Source organism: Comamonas odontotermitis, from assembly GCF_020080045.1.
In the GTDB taxonomy this organism is placed as follows: Bacteria; Pseudomonadota; Gammaproteobacteria; order Burkholderiales; family Burkholderiaceae_C; genus Comamonas; species Comamonas odontotermitis.
Map to the genome: position 1 here is coordinate 2492909 of NZ_CP083451.1, position 22791 is coordinate 2515699.

19 protein-coding genes and 2 riboswitches are annotated in these 22791 nt (G+C 62.9%); all 19 genes read left to right on the forward strand.

Annotated elements, in window-relative coordinates; all coding sequences use genetic code 11:
• Positions 1–42: 42 nt before the first annotated feature.
• The 19 genes from LAD35_RS11650 (at position 43) to LAD35_RS11740 (ending at position 22769) form a co-directional block, all read left to right on the forward strand.
• Positions 43–849, forward strand: a complete 807-nt coding sequence (locus LAD35_RS11650; RefSeq protein WP_224149242.1) for a nucleotidyltransferase family protein — start codon at positions 43–45, stop codon at positions 847–849.
• Positions 850–983: 134 nt separating this feature from the next.
• Positions 984–2243 carry a glutamate carboxypeptidase gene (locus LAD35_RS11655; RefSeq protein ID WP_224149243.1) on the forward strand — a complete coding sequence of 420 codons (1260 nt, stop codon included), beginning with the start codon at positions 984–986 and terminating at the stop codon, positions 2241–2243.
• A gap of 311 nt (positions 2244–2554) precedes the next feature.
• Complete coding sequence (locus tag LAD35_RS11660) at positions 2555–3532, forward strand: TRAP transporter substrate-binding protein (protein WP_224149244.1); 978 nt, start codon at positions 2555–2557, stop codon at positions 3530–3532.
• Positions 3533–3699: 167 nt separating this feature from the next.
• A complete protein-coding gene (locus LAD35_RS11665; protein WP_224149245.1) occupies positions 3700–4194 on the forward strand; it encodes a TRAP transporter small permease in 495 nt (164 codons plus the stop codon).
• Complete coding sequence (locus LAD35_RS11670) at positions 4191–5465, forward strand: TRAP transporter large permease (protein ID WP_224149246.1); 1275 nt, start codon at positions 4191–4193, stop codon at positions 5463–5465. Before LAD35_RS11665 ends, LAD35_RS11670 begins: the two co-directional genes overlap by 4 nt.
• 208 nt (positions 5466–5673) lie before the next feature.
• Complete coding sequence (locus tag LAD35_RS11675; protein ID WP_224149247.1) at positions 5674–7965, forward strand: hypothetical protein; 2292 nt, start codon at positions 5674–5676, stop codon at positions 7963–7965.
• A 111-nt stretch (positions 7966–8076) separates the two neighbouring features.
• A riboswitch (glycine riboswitch) is annotated at positions 8077–8179 on the forward strand.
• Between the two features lie 21 nt (positions 8180–8200).
• Positions 8201–8314, forward strand: a riboswitch (glycine riboswitch).
• 52 nt (positions 8315–8366) lie between these two features.
• Entirely contained in the window at positions 8367–9503 is a 1137-nt protein-coding gene (gene gcvT / locus LAD35_RS11680) for a glycine cleavage system aminomethyltransferase GcvT (RefSeq protein WP_224149248.1), read from the forward strand.
• 72 nt (positions 9504–9575) lie between these two features.
• Positions 9576–9950 carry a glycine cleavage system protein GcvH gene (gene gcvH / locus LAD35_RS11685; RefSeq protein ID WP_224149249.1) on the forward strand — a complete coding sequence of 125 codons (375 nt, stop codon included), beginning with the start codon at positions 9576–9578 and terminating at the stop codon, positions 9948–9950.
• Positions 9951–10078: 128 nt separating this feature from the next.
• Complete coding sequence (gene gcvP, locus LAD35_RS11690; protein ID WP_224149250.1) at positions 10079–12973, forward strand: aminomethyl-transferring glycine dehydrogenase; 2895 nt, start codon at positions 10079–10081, stop codon at positions 12971–12973.
• A gap of 135 nt (positions 12974–13108) precedes the next feature.
• Positions 13109–13864, forward strand: a complete 756-nt coding sequence (locus tag LAD35_RS11695) for a sulfite exporter TauE/SafE family protein (RefSeq protein WP_224149251.1) — start codon at positions 13109–13111, stop codon at positions 13862–13864.
• A gap of 293 nt (positions 13865–14157) precedes the next feature.
• Complete coding sequence (locus LAD35_RS11700) at positions 14158–16140, forward strand: diguanylate cyclase domain-containing protein (protein ID WP_224149252.1); 1983 nt, start codon at positions 14158–14160, stop codon at positions 16138–16140.
• A gap of 141 nt (positions 16141–16281) precedes the next feature.
• Complete coding sequence (locus LAD35_RS11705; protein ID WP_224149253.1) at positions 16282–16728, forward strand: hypothetical protein; 447 nt, start codon at positions 16282–16284, stop codon at positions 16726–16728.
• Between the two features lie 111 nt (positions 16729–16839).
• On the forward strand, positions 16840–17235 hold the full coding sequence (locus tag LAD35_RS11710) for a hypothetical protein (protein ID WP_224149254.1): 396 nt from the start codon (positions 16840–16842) through the stop codon (positions 17233–17235).
• Entirely contained in the window at positions 17232–18665 is a 1434-nt protein-coding gene (locus tag LAD35_RS11715; protein WP_224149255.1) for a TolC family protein, read from the forward strand. Before LAD35_RS11710 ends, LAD35_RS11715 begins: the two co-directional genes overlap by 4 nt.
• 1 nt (position 18666) lies before the next feature.
• Positions 18667–20064 carry a multicopper oxidase family protein gene (locus LAD35_RS11720; protein ID WP_224149256.1) on the forward strand — a complete coding sequence of 466 codons (1398 nt, stop codon included), beginning with the start codon at positions 18667–18669 and terminating at the stop codon, positions 20062–20064.
• A 16-nt stretch (positions 20065–20080) separates the two neighbouring features.
• Entirely contained in the window at positions 20081–20563 is a 483-nt protein-coding gene (locus LAD35_RS11725) for a cupredoxin domain-containing protein (protein ID WP_224149257.1), read from the forward strand.
• A 37-nt stretch (positions 20564–20600) separates the two neighbouring features.
• Positions 20601–21107, forward strand: coding sequence for a DUF411 domain-containing protein (locus tag LAD35_RS11730; protein ID WP_224149258.1), 507 nt, complete (start codon positions 20601–20603; stop codon positions 21105–21107).
• Between the two features lie 29 nt (positions 21108–21136).
• Positions 21137–21502 carry a copper-binding protein gene (locus LAD35_RS11735; protein ID WP_224149259.1) on the forward strand — a complete coding sequence of 122 codons (366 nt, stop codon included), beginning with the start codon at positions 21137–21139 and terminating at the stop codon, positions 21500–21502.
• 52 nt (positions 21503–21554) lie between these two features.
• Positions 21555–22769, forward strand: coding sequence for a leucine-rich repeat-containing protein kinase family protein (locus tag LAD35_RS11740; protein ID WP_224149260.1), 1215 nt, complete (start codon positions 21555–21557; stop codon positions 22767–22769).
• Positions 22770–22791: the final 22 nt, after the last annotated feature.

The following is a 22791-nucleotide window of genomic DNA, read 5'->3' on the forward strand; positions in this document are numbered from 1 at the left end:
GCGCCCTACGGGCAAGCGCCAGAGCCACTTTTGCAGATAACCATGTCATCCACCACCGAATTCCGTGCCCAGGCCATGGTGCTGGCCGCAGGCCGGGGCGAACGCATGCGCCCGCTCACCGATCACACGCCCAAGCCGCTTTTGCCGGTGCTTGGCAAACCGCTGATGCAGCACAGCCTGGAGCAACTGGCCGCAGTCGGTGTGGACCGCATCGTCATCAACACCGGCTGGCTGGGCCAGCAAGTGGCGGATGCCTGGCCTGCCACGACCGACATGGACGGGCATGCCGTGCAGATCCGCTACTCGCGCGAAGACCTGGACTTTGGCGGCGGCATTGAAACCACCGGCGGTATCAGCCGCGCGCTGCCGCTGCTCGATGATGCGTTCTGGCTGGTATCAGGCGATGTATTCATCCCCGGTTTCCCATTTGATGAGGCTCTGCGCCAGCGCTTTGCCCAGTCGAGTGACCTGGCCCACCTGTGGTTGGTGCCCAACGCGCCACACCACCCCAAGGGGGACTTTGTGCTGACGGAGGATGGCCGCGCCGATGCTGGCCGCGCCTTTGCTGGCCGCGCCTATACCGGCCGTGCCTATGCAGGCCGTGCCGAGACCCCTGCCGCAGACGACGGCCGGCCGCGCCTGACCTACTGCTCTGTCGCCCTGCTGAAAAAGGAACTGTTCGCGCCACCGTTCTGCGACATTCCGACCGGCAACCCACAGGGCCTGAAGATGCCCCTGGTCAACCAGTTGCGTGCGGCCATGCTGGCGGGGCGTTGCGGTGCCAGTCGCTATGACGGGGTCTGGGTGGATGTGGGTACACCCGAGCGCCTGGCGGCCATCGGGGGATGATGGCGCCAGCACGCAGGCGGCTGAGGCGGTCTCTGCCGTGACAGCCTTGGCTTGGCGCTGTTCACATTCCAGCAACAATTGGGCGGTAAACGCAGCGCGCTCACCGCGCCCCCTTCCCCACCCTTTTGATTGCCATGAAAAAAACCTTGCTGGCCATCGCCGCTGCTGCGGCGCTTTCCTTGACCGTATCGGGCTGCTCCGACAGCAGCGCAGCCTCCATCAGCTACAACGCCACGCTCGACCAGGCTTCGCAGGCCGAGAAGGCGGCGGTCCTCAAGACGCTGCAGGAACTGGTCAACATCGAAACCGGCACCAATGACGCGGTCGGCATTCCGCAGATGGGCAACTACCTCGAAGCCCGCCTGCAGGCGCTGGGCGCCAACGTCGTGCGCCACAAGGCAGAAGCAGGCGTGGTGGGCGACAACATCGTCGGCACCTTCCAGGGCAGCGGCACCAAGAGCCTGCTTTTGATGGCACACATGGACACCGTGTATGCGCGCGGCATCCTGGCCACGGCTCCGTTCAAGGTCGAGGGCGACAAGGCCTATGGCGCAGGCATTGCCGATGCCAAGGGAGGCATCGCCGTCATCCTGCACAGCCTGGGCTTGCTCAAGGCGCAGAACTTCAGCAAGTTCAAGACCATCACCGTGATGTTCAACACCGATGAGGAAAAAGGCTCCTTCGGCTCGCGCGACCTGATCCAGAAGCTCGCTGCTGCCCATGACTATGTGCTGTCGTACGAGCCCTCGGGCCTCGAAGAAGGCTTTGGCACGGCCACCTCGGGCATTGCCTATGTACAGGCCGTTGTGCACGGCAAGGCATCGCACGCGGGTGTGGCACCTGAAGCGGGCATCAACGCGCTGACCGAGGCATCGGCCCTGGTACTGCGCACGCAGGATGTTCAGGACAAGTCCAAGGAGCGCGGCTTCAACTGGACCACCATGACCGCCGGCGGCACCGCCACCAACATCATCCCGGACAAGGCCGTTGTCAACGCCGATGTGCGCTACGGCAAGAACGAGGACCTGGAGCTGATGAAGGGCATGCTGGACAAGGCAGCTGCCACGCCCCACGTGCCCGGTGCCACCATCGACATCAACCTGACCCGCGGCCGCCCGGCCTTCAATGCCACCGATGACGGCGTCAAGCTCATCCAGAAGGCCATCACCATCTATGCCGACGTAGGCGGCAAATCGCAGATGTACACCACGCGCGGCGGCGGCGGATCGGACGCGGCCTACGCTGCCCTCTCCGGCAAGCCGGTGATTGAAGGCCTGGGTCTGCCCGGTGCCAACTACCACTCCAACCTGGCCGAATACGTGCTGACCGAGCCCATCGCGCGCCGCCTGTACCTGTCGGCGCAGCTCATCTCCGACCTGGGCCAGGGCATGTAACCGCCTCTGCGATACCTCTCGCTCTTCCCGGCGCCAGCAGACACTGGCGCCTTTTTCATTATTGGGATCGACCGCAAGCGGCTGTCCACCCTGCGACAGCCAGGATGAAATCCGTTTCAGGCAGCGCAACACCTAAATCCCATGCTATCAAGCACTTAGCGATTTTCGCCTCTTCTGCTCTTCAACGCTGCACCGCAGCATCATAAAAACCCCAATATGGATTCACGCTGCTTTGTCCACAATGCAAAGCTCGCGCGGACATTCCGCAGATGGCAATAACGATCAATCGGCGAGGCCGAGGAGACAAGATCATGCAGATGAAGAAACTGGCTTGGGGTGTGGGATTGGCCGTGGGTCTGATGGCAGGCAGTGTTGCCAGCGCTCAGACCACCATGCGCATCAGCATCTCGGTGGCGCAGAATTCACACCAGGGCGTGGCCATTGACACCTTTGCCAAAGAGGTGGAAAAGCGCACCGGCGGCCGCTACAAGGTGCAGACCTTCTACAACGGTTCGCTGGGCGGTGAGCGTGAATCCATCGAAGCCGTGCAACTGGGCACCCAGGAGCTGGCCTTCAGCTCCAGCGGCCCCGTGCCCAACTTCGTGCCCGAGACCAAGATCCTCGACGTGCCCTTCCTCTTCCGCGACAAGGCGCATGCCCGAGCCGTGCTCGATGGCCCCATCGGGCAGGAGCTGCTCGGCAAGTTTGATTCCAAGGGCTTCAAGGCCCTGGCCTGGGCAGAAAACGGCTTTCGCCACATGACCAACTCCAAGCGCGCCATCAACAGCCCCGACGACACCAAGGGCCTGAAGATGCGCACCATGGAAAATCCGGTGCATATCCAGGCCTACAAGGCGCTGGGCATCATCACCACGCCGATGGCCTTCCCCGAGGTATTTACCGCACTGCAGCAAGGCACGGTGGACGGCCAGGAGAACCCGCTGCCGGTGATCACCTCGGCCAAGTTCGACCAGGTGCAGAAGCACCTGTCGCTCACCGGCCACGTCTACTCGCCCTGCATTCTGGTGATGAACAAGGGCGCCTACGACAAGCTGAGCGCCGACGACAAGAAAGCTTTTGTGGAGGCGGCCCAGGAAGCGACCAAGGCCAACCGCGCCCGCGTGGACCAGGATGACGCCAACGGCGTGGCAGAACTGCGCAGCAAGGGCATGCAGGTGATCGAGAACGTGGACAAGGCCAAGTTTGTCGCCGCGCTCACCAAGACCAACGCAGACTTCGAGAAGCAGTTTGGCAAGGCCAACCTCGACCGTATCCGCGACTACAAGTAAGCCCGGGCCGGGGGCCGCTCCTGTGCACAGGCCGGCGGCCCCTATCGATTACTCTCATTTTGATAGCTGCTTGCGCTTGACTGTTGAGCGCAAACAGCTGTTTTTTGTTAAGAAACTGGAGGAGAGAGCCCACGCACTGCCCACGCAGGCCTGCGCTTTCGAACACCATGAAAAACGCATTTCTTGCCCTGGAGCGCTGGACATCAGGCTTTGCGATGGCGGTCGCCTGCCTGATGCTCGCCGTTGCCTCCACCCTCGGCATGTTCCAGATCCTGACCCGTTTCGTGCTGGAGGAACCCGCCGAATGGACCGAGGTACTGATCCGTTTCAGCCTGATATGGATGGTGTTCCTGGCCATTCCCATGGCGTTTCGCCAGGGCGCCATGGTGAGCGTTGACGTTCTGCGCCGCTGGAGCCCGCCCGCCTTTGGCCGCGTGCTGGACTGGCTGGTGTGCATTGCCACGCTGGCACTTCTGGCCGTGATCATCTGGTGGGGCTGGGACTACGCCCGGCGCGGCGGCGTGCAGACCATGGCCGGGCTCGAATCGCTGTCCATGTTCTGGGCCTATGTGGCCATGCCGATCGGCGGCGTGTTTGCCGTGATCGGCGTCATCGGCAACCTGCTGGACCCCAAGAATACCGAACTGGAGAACGCGCAATGACCGCCGTGATGCTTTCCACGATGGTGCTGTGCTTTGCGCTCACCGTCTCCGTCGCTGTCTCGATTGGCCTCGCCTCGATGCTGGGCATCCAGGCCAGCAACGCCAACATGCTCATCTCGGTCAAGGAGATGTTCGGCGCGATCAACAAGTTTCCGCTGGCGGCCATTCCGTTTTTCATTCTGGCTGGCAACCTGATGGAGACCGGCGGCATCTCGCGCCGGCTGGTGGAGTTCGCCAAGAGCATCGTCGGCGGCGTGCAGGGTGGCCTGCCCATGACCTGCGTGCTGACCTGCATGATCTTTGCCGCGGTCTCGGGCTCGTCGGTCGCCACCACGTTTGCCATTGGCGCCATCCTGATCCCCGCCCTCATCAAGCACGGCTACCCCAGGAGCTATGCCGCAGCGCTGCAGGCAACCAGCGCCGAGCTGGGGGTGATCATTCCGCCATCGATTCCAATGATTCTGTATGGCGTGAGCGCCGAGGTATCGATTGGCGAGTTGTTCATTGCCGGTTTCGGCCCGGGCCTGCTCATCAGCGCCGCGCTGATGGTCTTTGTCTGGGCATATTGCAAGTACAAGGGCTGGGGCAAGAACGACGGTGAAGGCCGCCTGGGCTTTGGCAAGGCCACGCTGCAGGCAGGTTGGGCGCTCTTGATGCCGGTCATCATTCTGGGCGGCATCTACGGCGGCGTATTCACGCCGACCGAAGCATCGGCGGTGGCGGTGTTCTATGCGCTGGTGGTGGGCATGCTGATCTACCGTGAAATCAAGATCAAGGACCTGTACGCCATCTTCCGCAAATCGGCCATCTCGTCGGCCATCATCATGTTCATCATCGCCAACGCCGGGCTGTTTGCCTTTCTGATCACGCGCGCCGGCGTTCCAGAAATCATCGGCCACTGGCTGGAACAGGTACTGCAAAGCCCTGCCATGTTCCTGCTGGGCGTGAACGCAGCCCTCTTCGTCATCGGCATGTTCATCGAGACCAGCGCAGCCATCATCGTGCTTGCGCCCATCCTGGCGCCCGTTGCCCAGCACTTTGGCATCGACCCGGTGCACTTCGGCCTGATCATGGTGGTGAACCTGGCGCTGGGCATGATCACGCCGCCCTTTGGCGTGAACCTGTTTGCCGCCTGCACTGTGGCCAAGATCTCGCTCGACCAGATCATCAAGTACCTGCTGCCGTTTGTCGGGGTGATCCTGCTGTGCCTGATGGTCATCACCTATGTGCCCGGCATCTCACTGGGTCTGCGCGATCTCGTGTACCGCTGATATTTCCCTCTTTGCTCCACAGCAAGCCGCGTCAATGGACGCGGCTTTTTTCATGCTGCCCTCTGGCGTTCGGCACGAATTGTCAAAAAATCTTTCACACAAAGTATGAATTTGTGTCAACAGGAGCGCATCTTCATTTCGACATTATAATTTTTAAACATCGAAATTTAATTTTCGTTTGTCTTAAACTATCGATAGAGAGGGATGGATGAGAGCTAGTCTTCCACACCGCTGCAGAACGCCTGCCGCTTCACACTCGCAATGGGTGGCCCTGGGCCTGTTAGCCTCGGCAAGCGTGCTTGCGCCCGCCGCGCATGCCGCCAATGTCGATCTGGTCACCAATATAGAACCGGTTGCCTCGAACGTTCCGGCGCAGACCTTTGTGCCTTACCAGCTCAATGTCAGTTTCTCCAATATCAATGGCACGGCCACCAACGCAAGGGGCAGCATTGTGCTCCCGGCCAACGTCACATCCGTTGCGCTGACCGCAGCCAGTGGCAATGCGCCCAGTTGCCCTGCCGCATCGGCCTTCAGCCCTGTTCCCGCAGGCACCACCGCAGGCGGCGAAACCATGAGCGCCACCCTTCCCTTGATGCTGAACAGGCAGCAATGCAATTACGTGCTCAGTGTCACACCCACCAAGGCAGATTCCGCTTATCTGATGCGGTCATCGATGGCTGCAGGCAGCGGAGATACTGAAACCACGCCATCGACCAATACCAGTGAAAACCCGTTTGCAGTGACGCAATCGAACATCACGCTCGCGGTCGACAAAAAAATCACTGGCGGCGCCACGCAGGACCCCAACGATGCAACGCATTGGATCGGCAACGCCTACAACGCGCCGATTGAATTCACGGTCACCTATACCAACAAGTCTGCAACACCGGTCTCGCTGGGCGCCATTGCCAGCAAATGGAGCGACTGGGAAGGCAGTTGGTCGCCACAGATCGTGCCCAGTGGCTCCGATGGCGGCCTGACCAGTTGCGCGAGCAGCGTGGATGGTGCCGGCAGCGCCATTTGCCAAGCGCTTGGTTTCTCCGGAGCTTCGTCGCAGGCTGGCACCAATGTCAACACCTTCCTCAACACCAACACCACGGGCTTTGGCAATGAAGTGATGCAGGCGGGTGAGAGCGTCACCATCAAATACTGGCGCTCGTTCAAGGCCCCCCTGTGCGGCAGCCCCGCGCTTGCCAACACTGCCACCTGGGCCGTCACGGCTGATGGCGTCAACCTGCAGTGGGACGGGTCAGGCAGCGACAGCAGCACGGTTTCATTCTCGTTTCCAATAGCTCTTTCTACCCAAGGCAGGGATTGCACGGCAGTCAATCTGAACGTGAAGGCAGACAAGAAGCTTCTGTCTGTTCAGGACAAGACAGGCCTCGCCAAGGCCAGCAACCTGATTGAGCAGGACGGCGATGTCGCCATCTACGAACTGACTGTCGACTTGAGCCAGGACACCGCGCCCGCGGGCTCCAACCGTGATGGGATTGACTTCAACGTATACGACACGGTACTGCTCGCAAAGGGCAACATGCCAACGCCTGCACCCGCCAACGCCTTGCAGCTGCAGATGGAATGGATCAGTTGCCAAGACAGCAACGGCAACTGCATTCCGCCCAACAACCCCATACAGCCGTATCGCCCATACTTCACGCCCTCGGTCAGCCAGAACATCCATGTGAAATGGGGTACCAAGGCTGTGATGCAGATCGCACTTCGCTTTAAAATTGATAGCAATCTGCAATGCATGCAGCAAAACGATGCACTGCAGAATCAGGCCGCCTTCAGCGTAGTGTCCGTATCTACCGACGGCTACACCTTTGGCCCTTCCTACATCCAGTCGCCCAGCAATGCCAACCTGCAGGCTACACAGATCAATGTGTTGCCCAATGCGCCTTATTGCGTCAACCTTACGACCAACAAGCGGGTAACCCCCATGGAAGTGCCCGATCTGGCTACTCCGGTGGTGTTTGATCTGCAGTTTGCCAACAATACCTCGCCAGACGGTCCTAAAACGGTACGCCAGGCCATCGCCAAGGACGCCTTGGGCCCTGATTTCAAGGCCACTGCCGCGTCTTGCCGTGTGAGCACCGGCAATGCCACCGTTCCCACCGGCTCGCTGCTGGGCAGTATTGCAGGGGCAAACAACGAGTTGCAGTTGCCCATCACCGACATGGAGCGCGGTGCAATCGTCAACTGCACCATCACCGGCAACCTGTTGCGGTCAGGCTCATTCAAGAATGTCGCGACCGTGGCGCTGCAAGGTTCGCCAGCCAAGGCCCTGTTGAATGACGGCGCAACCGAAGTGGCCGTGAAGGATCTGATGCCGGAGGACGATGTCGCTACGGTCAACTACATGACCGCAGATGCAGTGATGCCCCCGCCCGATCCAGCAGCGCCCAAGCCTGCTCCAGTACCGGCCAACGCACTGTGGAGCTTGGCGGGGCTTGGCATAGCCATTGCTGCACTGGCCCGACGCAGGCAGAGAATCTGCTGACAAAATGAAAACGCCCGGCAAGCCGGGCGTTTTTTTGCATAGAACGCATGCAGCTGCCCTGTCACAAAATTATGGGCGTGCTTTTGGGATATGCCGCGTTTACCGGTAAAATCGCGGCAGTCAGGAGAGAGTCTTCGCCCCAACCGGGCAGCAAGGCCGCCGAAGGCGCAGGCTTCGATGCCGAACGCTCAGGCAAAAGGACTGGCACACGCTGATGCAGGCCTTAGCGCCGCCAGCGTCCCCAGCTGGAGAGAGATGGTGCCAAGACACCATCCACCGAAGGAGCAAGCCCCCCACGCCTCGAAGGTGCGGGGTGAATCTCTCAGGTAAAGCGGACAGCAGGGCAAACAGCATGCGGCTGGCAACAGCTGCGTGGCATTGTTATTTGCCCTGGAGTTTTCATGTCCGCCTCTGCTTCCGCCGCTCTGCTCTCCACGCCATTGAATGCCCTGCACCTTGAGCTGGGCGCCCGCATGGTGCCATTTGCCGGCTATTCCATGCCTGTGCAATACCCCGATGGCCTGATCGCCGAGCACAAGCACACGCGCAGTGCCGCAGGCCTCTTCGATGTGTCGCACATGGGTCAGTTGCGCCTGGTTGGCCCCGACGCCGCTGCCGCCTTTGAAACCCTGATGCCCGTGGATGTGATCGATCTGGCGGTCGGCAAGCAGCGCTACGGCCTGCTGCTGAACGACGACGGCGGCATTCTGGACGATCTGATGTTCTTCCGCGTCTCGCAGGATGAGCTGTTCGTCATCGTCAACGGCGCCTGCAAGGTGGCCGACATTGCCCACATCCAGGCCCGTATCGGCACCCGCTGCCAGGTCGAGCCCATGCCCAGCCACGGCCTGCTGGCACTGCAGGGCCCGCAGGCGGTAACCGCCCTCTCACGTCTGGCGCCCGGCGTTGAAAAGCTGGTCTTCATGACGGGGGGCAACTTCGATGTGAAAGGCATCCCCTGCTTCATCACCCGCAGCGGCTATACCGGCGAAGACGGTTTTGAAATCTCGGTTGCAGGCGACCAGGCCCAGGCGCTGGCGCGCCTGCTGCTGGCCCAACCCGAGGTCAAGCCGATTGGCCTGGGTGCCCGCAACTCGCTGCGCCTGGAAGCCGGCCTGTGCCTGTACGGCAGCGATCTGGACACCACCACCACGCCCCCCGAGGCAGGCCTGAACTGGGCGATTCAGAAGGTTCGCCGCACCGGTGGCGCACGTGCTGGCGGCTTTCCCGGGGCCGAGAAGGTACTTGCACAGATTGACAACCCCGCGACGCTGCCCCGCAAGCGCGTGGGCCTGATTGCACAGGAGCGCATTCCCGTGCGCGAACAGGTGGAAATCTGCACGCCCGATGGCAAGGCCATCGGTGCCACCACCAGCGGCCTGCTCGGCCCCACCATCGACAAGCCCATTGCCATGGCCTATGTGGAGCCAGCCTTTGCAGCCATCGGCACCCGCCTGAACGCGATGGTGCGCGGCAAGCCGGTGCCGGTCGAGGTGGTGACGATGCCATTCGTGGCCCCCAACTATTTCCGCGGCTAAAGTAGCTGCTGGCGTGCGCTGTTGCGCGCCGTTCCGGACATCAGATTCACGCATACCAACTGGAGTTTTCCTATGACGATCAAGTTCTCCCGCGACCACGAATGGATCAACGCCGCTGACGCTGGCGCCGCTGTTGTCGGCATCACCGTGCACGCCCAGGACGCGCTGGGCGATGTGGTGTTTGTCGAGTTGCCCGAAGTGGGCGCCTCGTTCAACCAGGGCGATGTGGCCGGTGTGGTCGAGTCCGTGAAGGCCGCCGCCGATGTGTACATGCCGGTGACCGGCGAGATCGTCGAAGTGAACGAGGAACTGCGCAACGACCCATCGCTCGCCAACAGCGACCCACTGGGCGCAGGCTGGTTCTTCAAGGTCAAGCTTGCCGATGCATCGCAGCTCGACGCCCTGCTGGACGAAACCGCCTACAACGACTTCGCTGCCAACTCGTAAACCCTGGCCACTTGCATTGGCAGCATGCGTACATGCTGCCAATGCTTTCACTCACATATTCATAGCTGCTTCCGCCCGCCTATCCTGCGCTAGTGGCACTTTCAAGCACAAACATCTGGATTCCCACCATGCTGATGTCCTCCAAAGAGCCCCTGGCCGCGCTGGAAAACGCCACCGAATTCATCCCCCGCCACATCGGCCCTGACGCCAATGACCAGCAGACCATGCTGGCAGTCATCGGCAAACCCAGCCTGGACGCCTTGATCCGCGATGTGGTGCCGGCCTCCATCGCCCGCGCCAAGCCCATGGATCTGCCCGCGCCCGTGACCGAAGCGGCGGCGCTCGCCGAGCTCAAGGCCATCGCAGGCAGGAACCAGGTGCTCAAGAGTTTCATCGGCCAGGGCTACTACGGCACCTTCACACCCGGCGTGATTCTGCGCAACATCCTGGAGAACCCCGCCTGGTACACCGCCTACACGCCTTACCAGGCCGAAATCTCGCAGGGCCGCATGGAAGCGCTGGTCAATTTCCAGACCATGGTGTGCGACCTCACCGGCATGCCGATCGCCAATGCGTCGATGCTCGACGAGGCCACTGCCGCAGCAGAAGCCATGACCCTGGCCAAGCGCTCGGTCAAATCCAAGAGCAACCGCATCGTGCTCGCGGGCGATGTGCACCCGCAGACCATCGAAGTCATCCACACCCGCGCCCAGCCGCTGGGCATCGAGGTGCTCGTGGCCAACAGCAAGGAAGAGTGGGAAGCCGCGATGGCAGGCGACTTCTTCGCTGCCGTGATCCAGTACCCCGCCTCCAGCGGCTGGATTGTCGACTGGAAGGCCGATGTGGACGCCATCCACGCCAAGCAGGCTGCCGCGATTGTGGCCACCGACCTGCTGGCGCTGACCCTGCTCACGCCACCCGGCGAATGGGGTGCCGATATCGTGGTGGGCAACAGCCAGCGCTTTGGCATGCCCATGGGCGCCGGCGGCCCGCACGCCGCCTTCATGGCCTGCCGGGACGACTACAAGCGCTCGCTGCCCGGTCGCCTTGTGGGCGTCAGCGTCGATGTGCACGGCAAACCCGCCTACCGTCTGGCACTGCAGACGCGCGAGCAGCACATCCGCCGCGAAAAGGCCACCTCCAACATCTGTACGGCGCAGGTGCTGCCGGCCGTCATCGCCAGCATGTATGCGGTCTACCACGGCCCGGCGGGCTTGAAGCGCATCGCCCAGCGCGTGGCGCGCTTCACGGCAATCCTGAGCCGCGGCCTGGCGCAGCTGGGTTTCAGCGCCCACCACCACGACACCGCCTTTGACACGCTGTCGCTGCACACCAAGGACGCCACGGATGCAATCCTCGCCCGGGCCCTGGCCAAGGGCGCCAACCTGCGCAAGGCCTGGAACGAATACATCTGCATCAGCCTGGACGAAACCACGACGCGCGCCGATGTGGAACTGATCTGGAGCATCTTCGCCCAGGAAGGCGCCACCCTGCCCTCCATCGACGCGATGGACCAGGGAGCCACCTCGCTGATCCCGCAGGAATTGCAACGTACGAGCAGCTACCTGACGCACCCGGTCTTCAACGCCCACCATTCCGAAACCGCCATGCTGCGCTATATCCGCAGCCTGAGCGACAAGGACCTGGCACTGGACCGCAGCATGATTCCGCTGGGCTCGTGCACCATGAAGCTCAATGCCACCAGCGAGATGATCCCCATCACCTGGCCCGAGTTCGCCAACGTGCACCCCTTCGCGCCTGCCAACCAGTTGCAAGGCTACGCCGAGCTGGACGCGCAGTTGCGCCAATGGCTGTGCCAGGCCACCGGTTACGCAGGCATCAGTCTGCAGCCCAATGCGGGCTCGCAGGGCGAATACGCCGGTTTGCTGGCCATCAAGGCCTACCATGCGTCCAAGGGCGAAGCGCATCGCAATATCTGTCTGATTCCCAGCAGCGCCCACGGCACCAACCCTGCCAGCGCGCAGATGGTGGGCCTGCAGGTGGTCGTCACCAAGTGCGATGACAACGGCAACGTGGACATGGCAGACCTGAAGCTGGCCTGCGAAAAGCACAGCGCCAATCTGGCCTGCATCATGATCACCTACCCTAGCACACACGGCGTGTTCGAGACCCAGGTGAAGGAGCTGTGCGAGCTGGTGCACAGCCATGGTGGCCGCGTCTATGTGGACGGCGCCAACATGAACGCCCAGGTGGGCCTGGCGGCGCCCGGAGAGTTCGGTGGCGATGTGAGCCACCTGAACCTGCACAAGACCTTCTGCATTCCGCACGGTGGCGGCGGCCCCGGCGTCGGCCCTGTCTGCGTGGTGGAAGACCTGGTTCCCTTCCTGCCTGGCCACGCCACGGCAGGCATTCCCGGCAAGGTAGGCGCCGTCAGCGCCGCGCCGCTGGGCAATGCTGCCGTGCTGCCTATCAGCTGGATGTACATCCGCATGATGGGTGAGCCCGGCCTGAAACTGGCCACCGAGACCGCCATCCTGAACGCCAACTACATCAGCGCACGCCTCAAGGACCATTTCCCCACGCTGTACGCAGGCGAACACGGCCACGTGGCGCATGAATGCATTCTGGATCTGCGCCACTTCAAGGAAACCTGCGGCGTGATGGCCGAAGACGTGGCCAAGCGCCTGATCGACTATGGCTTCCACGCGCCTACGCTGTCGTTCCCCGTTCCCAATACCTTAATGGTGGAGCCGACCGAAAGCGAAAGCCTGCACGAGCTGGACCGCTTCATCAACGCGATGATCGCCATTCGCGGCGAAATCGCCCAGATCGAAGCAGGCCAGCTGCCGCAGGACGACAATCCGCTCAAGAACGCGCCTCACACCGCCGAAACCCTGCTGACTGCCGAGTGGAACCATAGCTACAGCCGCGAAGCCGCCGCCTACCCTGTGCCCCACCTGCGCCGCGCCAAGTACTGGAGCCCCGTGGGCCGGGTGGACAACGTCTACGGTGACCGCAACCTGTTCTGCAGCTGCGTGCCGCTGGCCGACTACGAGTCCTGATGGTTACAGTGGCTACAGCGCTCCTGCGCGCCAGCTACTAAGATGACAAACGGCCCACACGCCCTGCGGGCCGTTTTCTTTTATCGTTTTCATTAAAAAGAGCCTCTGGCGCTTAATTGATAAGCGCTACCAGCTATGGAAATCATAGTCATCATCCTGGGAGCGGCCCTCGCGGGCTTTGTGCAGGGCCTGTCCGGCTTTGGCTACAGCATGACGGCGATGGCACTGTGGGCATGGACGCTGGAGCCCACGCTTGCCGCCGCTCTGGCCGTCTTTGGCGGCCTCACCGGGCAGATCATCCAGGCTTTCAGTGTGCGGCGCGGCTTTGACTGGCGCATGCTGTGGCCCTTTGTACTGGGAGGGCTGTGCGGACTGCCGCTCGGGCTGCGCCTGCTGCCTCTGCTGAATGCACAGCTGTTCAAGACCGTCCTGGGCGTGCTGCTGGTGGTTTTCTGCCCCCTCATGGCTTTTGCACACCGGCTGCCACGCATCGCCGACTGGCGCTGCATGCAGGGGGCCGTGCTGCACATCGCCAACGGAGCAGCGGGGCTGGCAGGAGGCGTGATGGCCGCCCTGGGCGGCTTCTCGGGGGTTGTGCCCACTCTGTGGTGCCAACTGCTGGGCATGGCCCGCGACCGGCAGCGCCAGGTGATCCAGAACTTCAACCTCACCATGCTGTCCGTCACCTTTGCCAGCTATGTGGCCACCGGCTTCGTCACTTTTCGGATGCTGCCACTGTTGGCCGTCGCGCTGCCTGCCATGCTGCTGCCTTCCATCTGGGGCGGGCGACTCTACCAACGCATCAGCGATGCAGCCTTCCGCAGGGTAGTGCTGGGTCTGCTGACCCTCGCGGGCCTTGCCATGCTGGTGTCTTCGCTACAGCACCGATAGTGGTGCTATGCAGAGCCCTCCCCACATGGGCGGGACGCAGATTGCCCGGCGAAAGCCCATTGCCATTGCCCGCAGGCAGGAGGCATCTGCACGCACTATCGCCACGCAACGCCACATCTTCTAAGTGAATAAACACAAACTTCTTCAACAAATGTAAGAACCCCTGACAGGAATGGAAACAAATAGAGACAAATTGGATAATAGCGTTTCATAGCACCCTACACTGTTCTTCATAGTCGCAATATTGCTGCGCCCGGATGTCCTCCCCCGTCGCTCGATCCTTCGCCACCCCTTTGCAGGAACCTGTCGCTGTACGCGGCCCGGTCGCCTCGCGATGGCGTGCGCGCAGCCTGCGCACCTACCTGATAGTGATGATGCTTGCGGCGGCGCTGCCGGTCTTGATTGCCAGCATCTACACCGTGCAGCACGTGGCCCATTCCTACCGCGACAACAGTCTGCGGCACATGCTGGACACCACCAAGAATCTGGGACATATCATCGAGAGCGATCTGGCCAGCCGCGCAGCCATGCTCCAGGCCTATGCAGCCAACGCACAGTCAGAGGACGCAGAGGCCATGTCCAGATGGCTGACCCTGACGGACATGGGCTCCGACAGCACCCTCATCGTCACCACGGCCAGCAATGCTTCGCCGATCCTGGTCTCCGCGCATTCGAGCGTCAAAGGCTACGTCCCGCCGGACCTGGTGCAACAGGCACTGGAAGGCAAGACGCCTGTGTTTTCCCAGCTGTTCTTTCATGACAACAAGCCACGCATCGCCATTGCCGTGCGCGTGCAACAAGACAGGGGCAAGGTGATGATACTGACCACCACGCCACAGAGCCTGGTCAGCGCAGCGCAGGACACGTCTGACCAAGGTGCGCTGATTGCGGTCACCGACGGCAATGGCCGCATGCTAGCCCGTTCGGTGCAGCCGGAACGGTATATCGGCACCCCGGTACCGGACTGGCAGAAACTCAAGGAAGTGGGAGCCTCCAGCGGCGCCTTTGAGGCCGAGCGTGCCGACAAGGGCAGCGTCATCTTCGCCTTTCAGAAAATCAAGGGCACACCGGGCTGGGTCATTGTTGCCGGCGAGTCACTGGGCGCTTTCAATGCCCGCTGGCAGAAGCCCATGTTCAATATTGCCTTGGTGGGCACCCTGGCTCTCACGGTGGCAGTGCTGCTGAGCACCTGGGTATCGCGCCAGTTGCTGCGTCCCATCCGCCAGTTGACGGATGCATCCCGCACAGGTTCTGCCTACGAGACGCCTGTAACTGATGACAGCCAGGTGCTGATGGTGAAGGAATATGAAAGCCTGCGCCAAAGCCTCGTCAATGCGCGCGCGCAGCTTGAATCCGCGCTCGGCCACCAGCGCCAGATCGCCCACGCGCTGTCCGTCAGCGAACAGCGCACCCGCACGCTGGCACACGCCGGTGCTGCCGTGCTGTGGACGCTGGATGCCCAGGGGCGCGCTACCTCCATGGTCGGCTGGGAGGTGCTTGCGGGCACGCCTGACGATACGGCCCTGGGCTTTGGCTGGTTGCGCCGCATCCACCCGGCGGATGTAGCGGATCTTCGTCGCCAGGCAGCCGACCTTCTGGCCGACAGCGAACATGCGCTGGATGTGGAGTTCCGGCTGCGCACCCATGACGGCCAGTGGCGCTGGATGCGCGCGCGTGGCGCTGCCATCCTGGGTCCGGGTCGGCACATCCACGAATGGCTGGGCGTGCTCGAAGACGTGGACGACCGCAAACGCGCCCAGGCTGCCGTCGCCTACCTCGCCCACCACGACCCCCTCACCGGCCTGCCCAACCGCAGCCTGCTGCAGACCCATATCAACAGTGTCGGCAGCGCCCGGGCCTATGGCGCCCTGCTCTATCTCGATCTGGACCGGTTCAAGCAGGTCAACGATACCCTGGGGCACGCGGCAGGCGACGCACTGCTGTGCTCCGTTGCCGAGCGCCTGCGTGGTCTGCTGCGCGACACCGATCTGGTAGTACGCCTGGGCGGAGATGAATTCTGCATCGTGCAAAAGGCATCCTCCCCGCACGCAGCCGCCAGCCTGGCCCAGCGCGTGATCGATGTGCTGAGCGCAGACTATTTTCTTGAAGGGCAGCGCGTCAACATCGGCGCCTCGGTCGGCATCACCATGCACCTGGGCCAGACACAGACGCTCGACCCGGACCGCCTGCTGCGCGAAGCCGACATTGCTCTCTACGAAGCCAAAAAACAGGGCCGAGGGCGCTACGTGTTCTATACGCCCGAACTCTCCGCATGAACCCAGCCCCTGCAACTGCCCAAGACTGCCGCACAATCCCCCAGTCCAGGGTACATGGCGTACACTTGGGCCTGATTCGCGGCTTCAATGGCCTCATATCGAAGCGGAACTTTTTTTGCGAATAGCCGCTCTACTCTCATCATGCGCTCCTGCCTGTCCCTGCTGCTCGTTCTCACAATGGTCCTGCGCGGCCTGCTGGGCGACGCCATGGCCATGGGCATCGTGGCGCCCGTCGCCCAGACGGGAGCACACGCCGCGCATGCTGCGCGCAGCATCACCCCGGCCGAACAGCACGAGAGCCACCATGGCAGCAGCGCCAACCATGGCGATGCAGCACTTGTCGGCCAGCAAACGCACGAGGCAGCGGCGGCCCACTGCACTGCTGCCGAGCCCGCTCACTGCAGTGACAGCGCTGCACATGGCGCCAACTGCTCGGCCTGTGGCATCTGCCACTCTGCGGTAGGCCTTCCCGCGATGGCAGTGCAGGCCTCAGTGCCTTCTGCGCCTCAGCAACTGGCAGACGCGGCCACGCGCTTTGCCAGCACCTTGCCCGCCTCCATCATCAAACCTCCCATTTCTGTCGTCTGACACCCTAGGTGCGTCCGCAATTGACAGCAGCCACTGTGTCTGCCGTCTGCGCCAGAAGCAAAAGCTCTGACTCTGCGGTCGTGAACATGGTTTCAACGACAGGAATTTCTCATGCGCCACGCGCGTCTCCCATTCGGCACCCGAAAGTGCCTGGCCGTCGGCATTGCCGCAGCGGCCTGGGCCATGGCTTTTCACAGCCTTGCCCAACCCAGCCAGCCAGCCGTCAACCCGGCTGAACCTGTGCCCACCCTGAGTGACCCCGCCTCGCCCCAAGCGCCCACGGCACCCCTGCGCCACCAGCCCATGGCTGCAAGCGGCACCATCGTGGCCCAGCCGGGCGATTGGAAAGAAGCCAACGCTGCTGTAGCCGACTTTCCACGCGGTCATGCCGATGTCATCCGCTGGGAAAAGGACCATGCTGCCATGCATGACCGGGCAGCCGGCGAGGCGCACGTCTGCCCGCACCACCCGCAGCATCATCGCCACAACCCCGGAGGCCAGCCATGAAGCGCGCCATCCTCCGCCTCTCGCCGCTGCTCGCCGCCCTGGTGCTGGCCGGCTGCGCAAGCGTGTCGCCCGACGGCCTGCGCAGCGATGTCGCCCAGCGCACCGAAGGCCGCCTGCCGCCAGGGGCACAGCTCCCGCCCATCGATGCCAAGGCCCGCCAGGAAGCCAAAACGCAGATCAACCGTTGGCTGGAGACACCCGTCGACGCCGATACCGCCGTGCGCATTGCGCTGCTGAACAACCCCGGCTTGCAGGGTCAGCTCGCTCAGCTGGGCGTTGCAGACGCGCAGCGCGTGCAGGCACTCACGCTGCCCAACCCCAGCTTCACCTTCGGCCGCTTTCGCAACAGCCAGGAGCGCGAGATCGAGCGCCAGCTCAGCTTTGGCCTGGTACAGCTGATCACCCTGCCATGGCGTAGCCGCTGGCAAGGATGGCAGATGGAGCAGGCCACGCTGACCGCTGCACAGCAGGTGCTGCTGCTGGCCGCCGATACGCGCCGCACCTGGTTGCGCGCTGTCGCCGCCGAACAGGCGCTGGCCGCCAACGAGCGCATGCATGAAGCCGCCTCGCTGGGCGGCGAGCTCGCTGCACGCATGGCGCAGGTAGGCAACTTCAGCAAGGTGGACCAGGCGCGCGAATTGGCCCTGCAGCAGCAGGCTGCCGCGCAGTTGGCCCGTGCCCGGCTGAATGCGCAGCTCGAACGAGAGCAACTGGCCCGGCGCATGGGGCTGTGGGGCCAGCAACTGGCCTTCCAGCTACCCGCGCAATTGCCTGAACTCCCCAAAAGCGCTGGCGACCTGCGCAGCGGCGAGGATGCCGAGGCTACCGCGCTGCGCCAGCGGCTCGACCTGGGCGCACTGCGCCGCGACCTGGATGTGAGCGCAGGCCGCGAGGGTTGGGCTGCGATTGGCTCTATCTTTGGCGACATTGGCGCCACCTACAGCAACAACACCAGCACCGAGCGGGACGGCGGACACAGCGACAAGACCCAGGGCTGGGAGTTTGATGTGCCGCTGCCGCTGTTTGACTGGGGCTTTGCCGCACGTGGCGTGGCACAGAACGAAGTGCTGCGCAGCGCGGCGGTGCTGCGTGACAGCGCCATCCGGGCCCGCAGCGAGGCACGCAGCCAGTGGCTGGCCTACCGCACCGCCTACGATCTGGCCCAGCAGCAGCAGGCAGAGGTACTGCCGCTTGCACGGTTGGTGCAGGAAGAAACCGTCTACCGCTACAACGGCATGTTCGTGAGCGTGTGGCAGCTCCTGGCCCAGGCCCGTGCAACCACACAGGCCGTAGTGACTGCTACGGAGGCCCAGCGCGACTTCTGGCTGGCCGAGACCGATCTGCAACTGGCGCTCACCGGCACATCGCCCGGCACCGCCCCCGCCATCAACACCGCAGCGCCCGCTGCCAGCACTGAACAAGGCCACTGATATGCAACGCCGCCAATTCTTCACCGGCGCGGCCACCGCAGTGGCCGCCGCCACTGCATCCGCAGCCGTCAGCAGGGTCGCCATGGCTGCCCTGCCCGAGCCTGTCTCTCAGGCCAGCGCCGATACCGCAGCACCGCTGAGTCCGCCCAATGGTAGGCCTTACCACCCGGTCGTTACCCTGAATGGCTGGACCACGCCGTGGCGCATGAACGCCGGCGTCAAGGAATTCCACCTGGTGGCCGAGCCCGTGGTGCGCGAGGTAGCACCCGGCTTTTTCGTCAACATGTGGGGCTACAACGGACAGTCGCCGGGGCCGACCATCGAGGTGGTCGAAGGCGACAAGGTCCGTATCTTCGTCACCAACCGCCTGCCCGAGAGTACCACCATCCACTGGCATGGCCAGCGCCTGCCCAATGGTATGGACGGCGTGGGCGGACTCAACCAGCCCCACATCCCGCCCGGCAAGACCTTTGTCTATGAGTTCGAGGCACGCCGTCCCGGCACCTTCATGTACCACCCGCACTCCGATGAAATGGTGCAGATGGCCATGGGCATGATGGGGCTGTGGATCACCCACCCCAAGGCGAAGCACCCTTTGATCGCCGATGTGCAGCGCGACTATGCATTCCTGCTCAGCGCCTACGCGGTCGAGCCCGGTGCCATGACGCCCCGGGTGGGCGAGATGACGGATTTCAACATCTGGACCTTCAACAGCCGCGCGTTTCCGGCCATCACACCGCTGGTGGCGAGACAAGGCGAGCGCGTGCGCATCCGCGTGGGCAACCTGACCATGACCAACCACCCGATCCACATCCATGGCCACGAGTTCGAGGTGACCGGCACCGATGGCGGCCCCGTGCCACGGTCTGCGCGCTGGCCCGAGGTGACGACCGATGTGGCAGTAGGCCAGATGCGGCAGGTGGAGCTGATGGCGGACGAACCCGGCGACTGGGCCTTTCACTGCCACAAAAGCCACCACACCATGGGCGCCATGGGACACGAGGTGCCGACCATGATCGGCGTCGACCACCGGGGCCTCGTCGGCAGGATCCAGAAGATCGTGCCCGACTACATGCTGATGGGCGAGCGCGGCATGGGCGACATGGGTGCCATGCAGATGCCCTTGCCCGACAACACCTTTCCCATGATGACCGGCAAGGGCCCGTTCGGAAACATCGAGATGGGCGGCATGTTCACCACCTTCAAGGTGCGCAGCAACCTCGCCGCTGGCGACTACAAGGATCCGGGCTGGTATGCGCAACCCAAAGACACAACGGCCTATGAGTGGCAGGGTGCACCACTCGACGCGAAGGCGCCACGCCAGACCCTGCCGGGCGCGGCTCCCGGCGCACCCACGGTGCACAAGCCAGCCAATGCATCAGGCCACGCCAACCACTGAATAAAGGATTAACACCATGAAAACTATCAAATTCATAGCTGCTTGCGCTCTTCTTTCAAGCGCCAGTACCGTATTTGCACACGGCAATGAAAGCCATGCTTCCGTCCCTGCCACCAAAGAGCAAAAGGAATGGGGCATCGGCGGCGATGCCAAGGACGCCAAACGCACCATCACCCTGAACATGACGGACGACATGCGTTTTACCCCCTCGCACTTCAGCGTCAAAAAGGGCGAAACCGTGCGTCTGCGCGTGCTCAACCGTGGCCAGGTGATGCACGAGGTGGTGCTGGGCACCAAGGCCTCGCTCGACCAGCATGCGCAACTGATGCTCAAGTTCCCCGGCATGGAACATGCCGAGCCCTACATGGCCCATGTCGCCCCCCAGAAAAGCGAAGACCTGGTCTGGAACTTCAACCGCACGGGCAACTTTGATTTTGCCTGCCTGATTGCGGGCCACTACCAGGCGGGCATGACGGGCACCTTCACCGTCACCGACTGACCCCATGCACACGATGAACACCTACCCACGACCTACCATGAAACAGACTCCCACCCGCCGCCGCGCATTGCACCTGCTGGCCACTGCCGCTGCCGTTACCGCAGGCCTGTCTTCCGGCTTGCCCGCCCTTGCCGCCAGCCCCGCCCAAACGCCCATCGAAGTCTGGAAAGACCCGAACTGCGGCTGCTGCAAGGACTGGATCGTGCTGATGGAAAAGGCAGGCTTTGCCGTCACCGTGCATGACACCGGCAACAGCGCCATGCGCACCAAGCTGGGCCTTCCAGCGCGCCTGGGCTCCTGCCACACCGCATTGGTGGGCGGCTATGTGGTTGAAGGCCATGTGCCGCCGGCCGACGTGCACAAGCTGCTGCAGCAAAAGCCCAAGGCACTGGGCATCGCGGTGCCCGGCATGCCCGTGGGCAGCCCTGGCATGGACGGCCCCGAGTACGGCGGCCGCAAGGATCCGTTCGATGTGCTGCTAGTCACCAAGAACCTGATGAACAGCGATGTCTCGACCAAGGTTTTTACCAGCTACCGCAGCTGATCCCCGTTATCACCCATCTGGAGAATTTCATGAAAAGCATCACCACCACCCTCGCTGCGCTGGCACTGGCCTGCGCTATGGCACCCGCGCTGGCACAGGAACACGCTGCCCACGGCAGCCCTGCTGGCTCTACCGAAAAAGCGCCTGCAACTGCCGCCACCAATGCCGACGCTGTAATGACGGCTGGAGAAATCACCCGTGTCGATGCACGCGGGGGCAAGCTGACCATTCGCCACGAAGACATCAAGAACCTGGAAATGCCCGCCATGACCATGGTTTTCGCCCTGAAAGACGCGGCGCAGGCCGCGCAGTTCAATGCGGGCGACAAGGTGCGCTTTCATGTGCAGGATGACGGCGGTACCCTGACCATCACCCGTATCGAGCGTGCCAAGTAGGTCTGCGTAATTTTGCAAACGCATGCGCTGCCAGCGCCTACACTGTGCAGCCATGCAAAGCCTTCAAGCATTTCACGAGCAACTGCACAGCGGCGCCCTGCTCGGCACGCGCCAGATCAAGCTGTCTGCGGGTCTGCGGGAGTTTCCGCGCGAACTTTTTGCGCTCGCAGACACCCTCGAGGTGCTCGATCTCTCGGGCAACCAACTCAGCACGCTGCCAGGCGATCTGACGCGCTTTACCCGCCTGCGCATCCTGTTTGCGTCCAACAACCCGTTTACCGAACTACCGCCTGTGCTCGGCCGCATGCCGCAGCTGGAGATGATCGGCTTCAAGGCCTGCCGCATCCGCGAAGTGCCAGCGGAAAGCCTGCCGCCAGCCTTGCGCTGGCTCATCCTCACGGACAACCAGATTCGCCACCTCCCGGGCATGCTTGGCGAGCGCCCGCGCCTGCAAAAGCTCATGCTGGCCTGCAACCAATTGCAGAGCCTGCCCGCAAACCTTGCGCAGTGCACCAAGCTGGAACTGCTGCGCATCTCGGGCAATGCGTTTGCACAGATTCCGGAGGTGGTGTTTGCACTGCCGGCGCTGGCGTGGCTGGCCATTGCAGGCAACCCATTGACTCAAAAAAATGAGCAGCTTGCGCTTTCCAGGTCAGCGCAATCCATGCAACCGGCCATTCCCTACCAAAGCCTGGAGCCGCATGAGCTGCTGGGCGAAGGCGCCAGCGGGCACATCTACCGTGCTTCTCGCATCGGTGGTGGGGATGTGGCGCTCAAGGTCTTCAAGGCAGGCCAGACCAGCGATGGCACACCCGCGTCCGAACTGGCCGCCGGCCTGTCCGCAGGCCTGCACCCCCACCTGTTGACGCCGCTCGCCCCGGTTTCGGGCCACCCGCAAGGCAAGCTGGCCATGGCCTTGCCACTGCTGCCACCAGGTCTGCAGGCTCTGGCCGGCCCGCCCAGCATGGACAGTTGCACGCGCGACGTGTATGCCCCTGCCTCCCGTTTTTCGCCAGCCATCGCGCAGCGCCTGCTGCAGAGCATCGAGGGCGCTGTCGGCCACCTGCATGCGCGCGGCATTCTGCATGGCGATCTGTACGCACACAATGTGTTGTGGAATCCGGCAACCGGCGATGCGGTGCTGAGTGACCTGGGCGCTGCCGCGCTGCTGCATGGCTTGCCGCAAGCGCAGGTGCAGCAGTTGCTGCACATGGAGCAGCGCGCCATGAACATCCTCCAAAGCGAAGTCCAGGCCCGTACCGCCTGACGCCACAGGCGCGCACCACTGC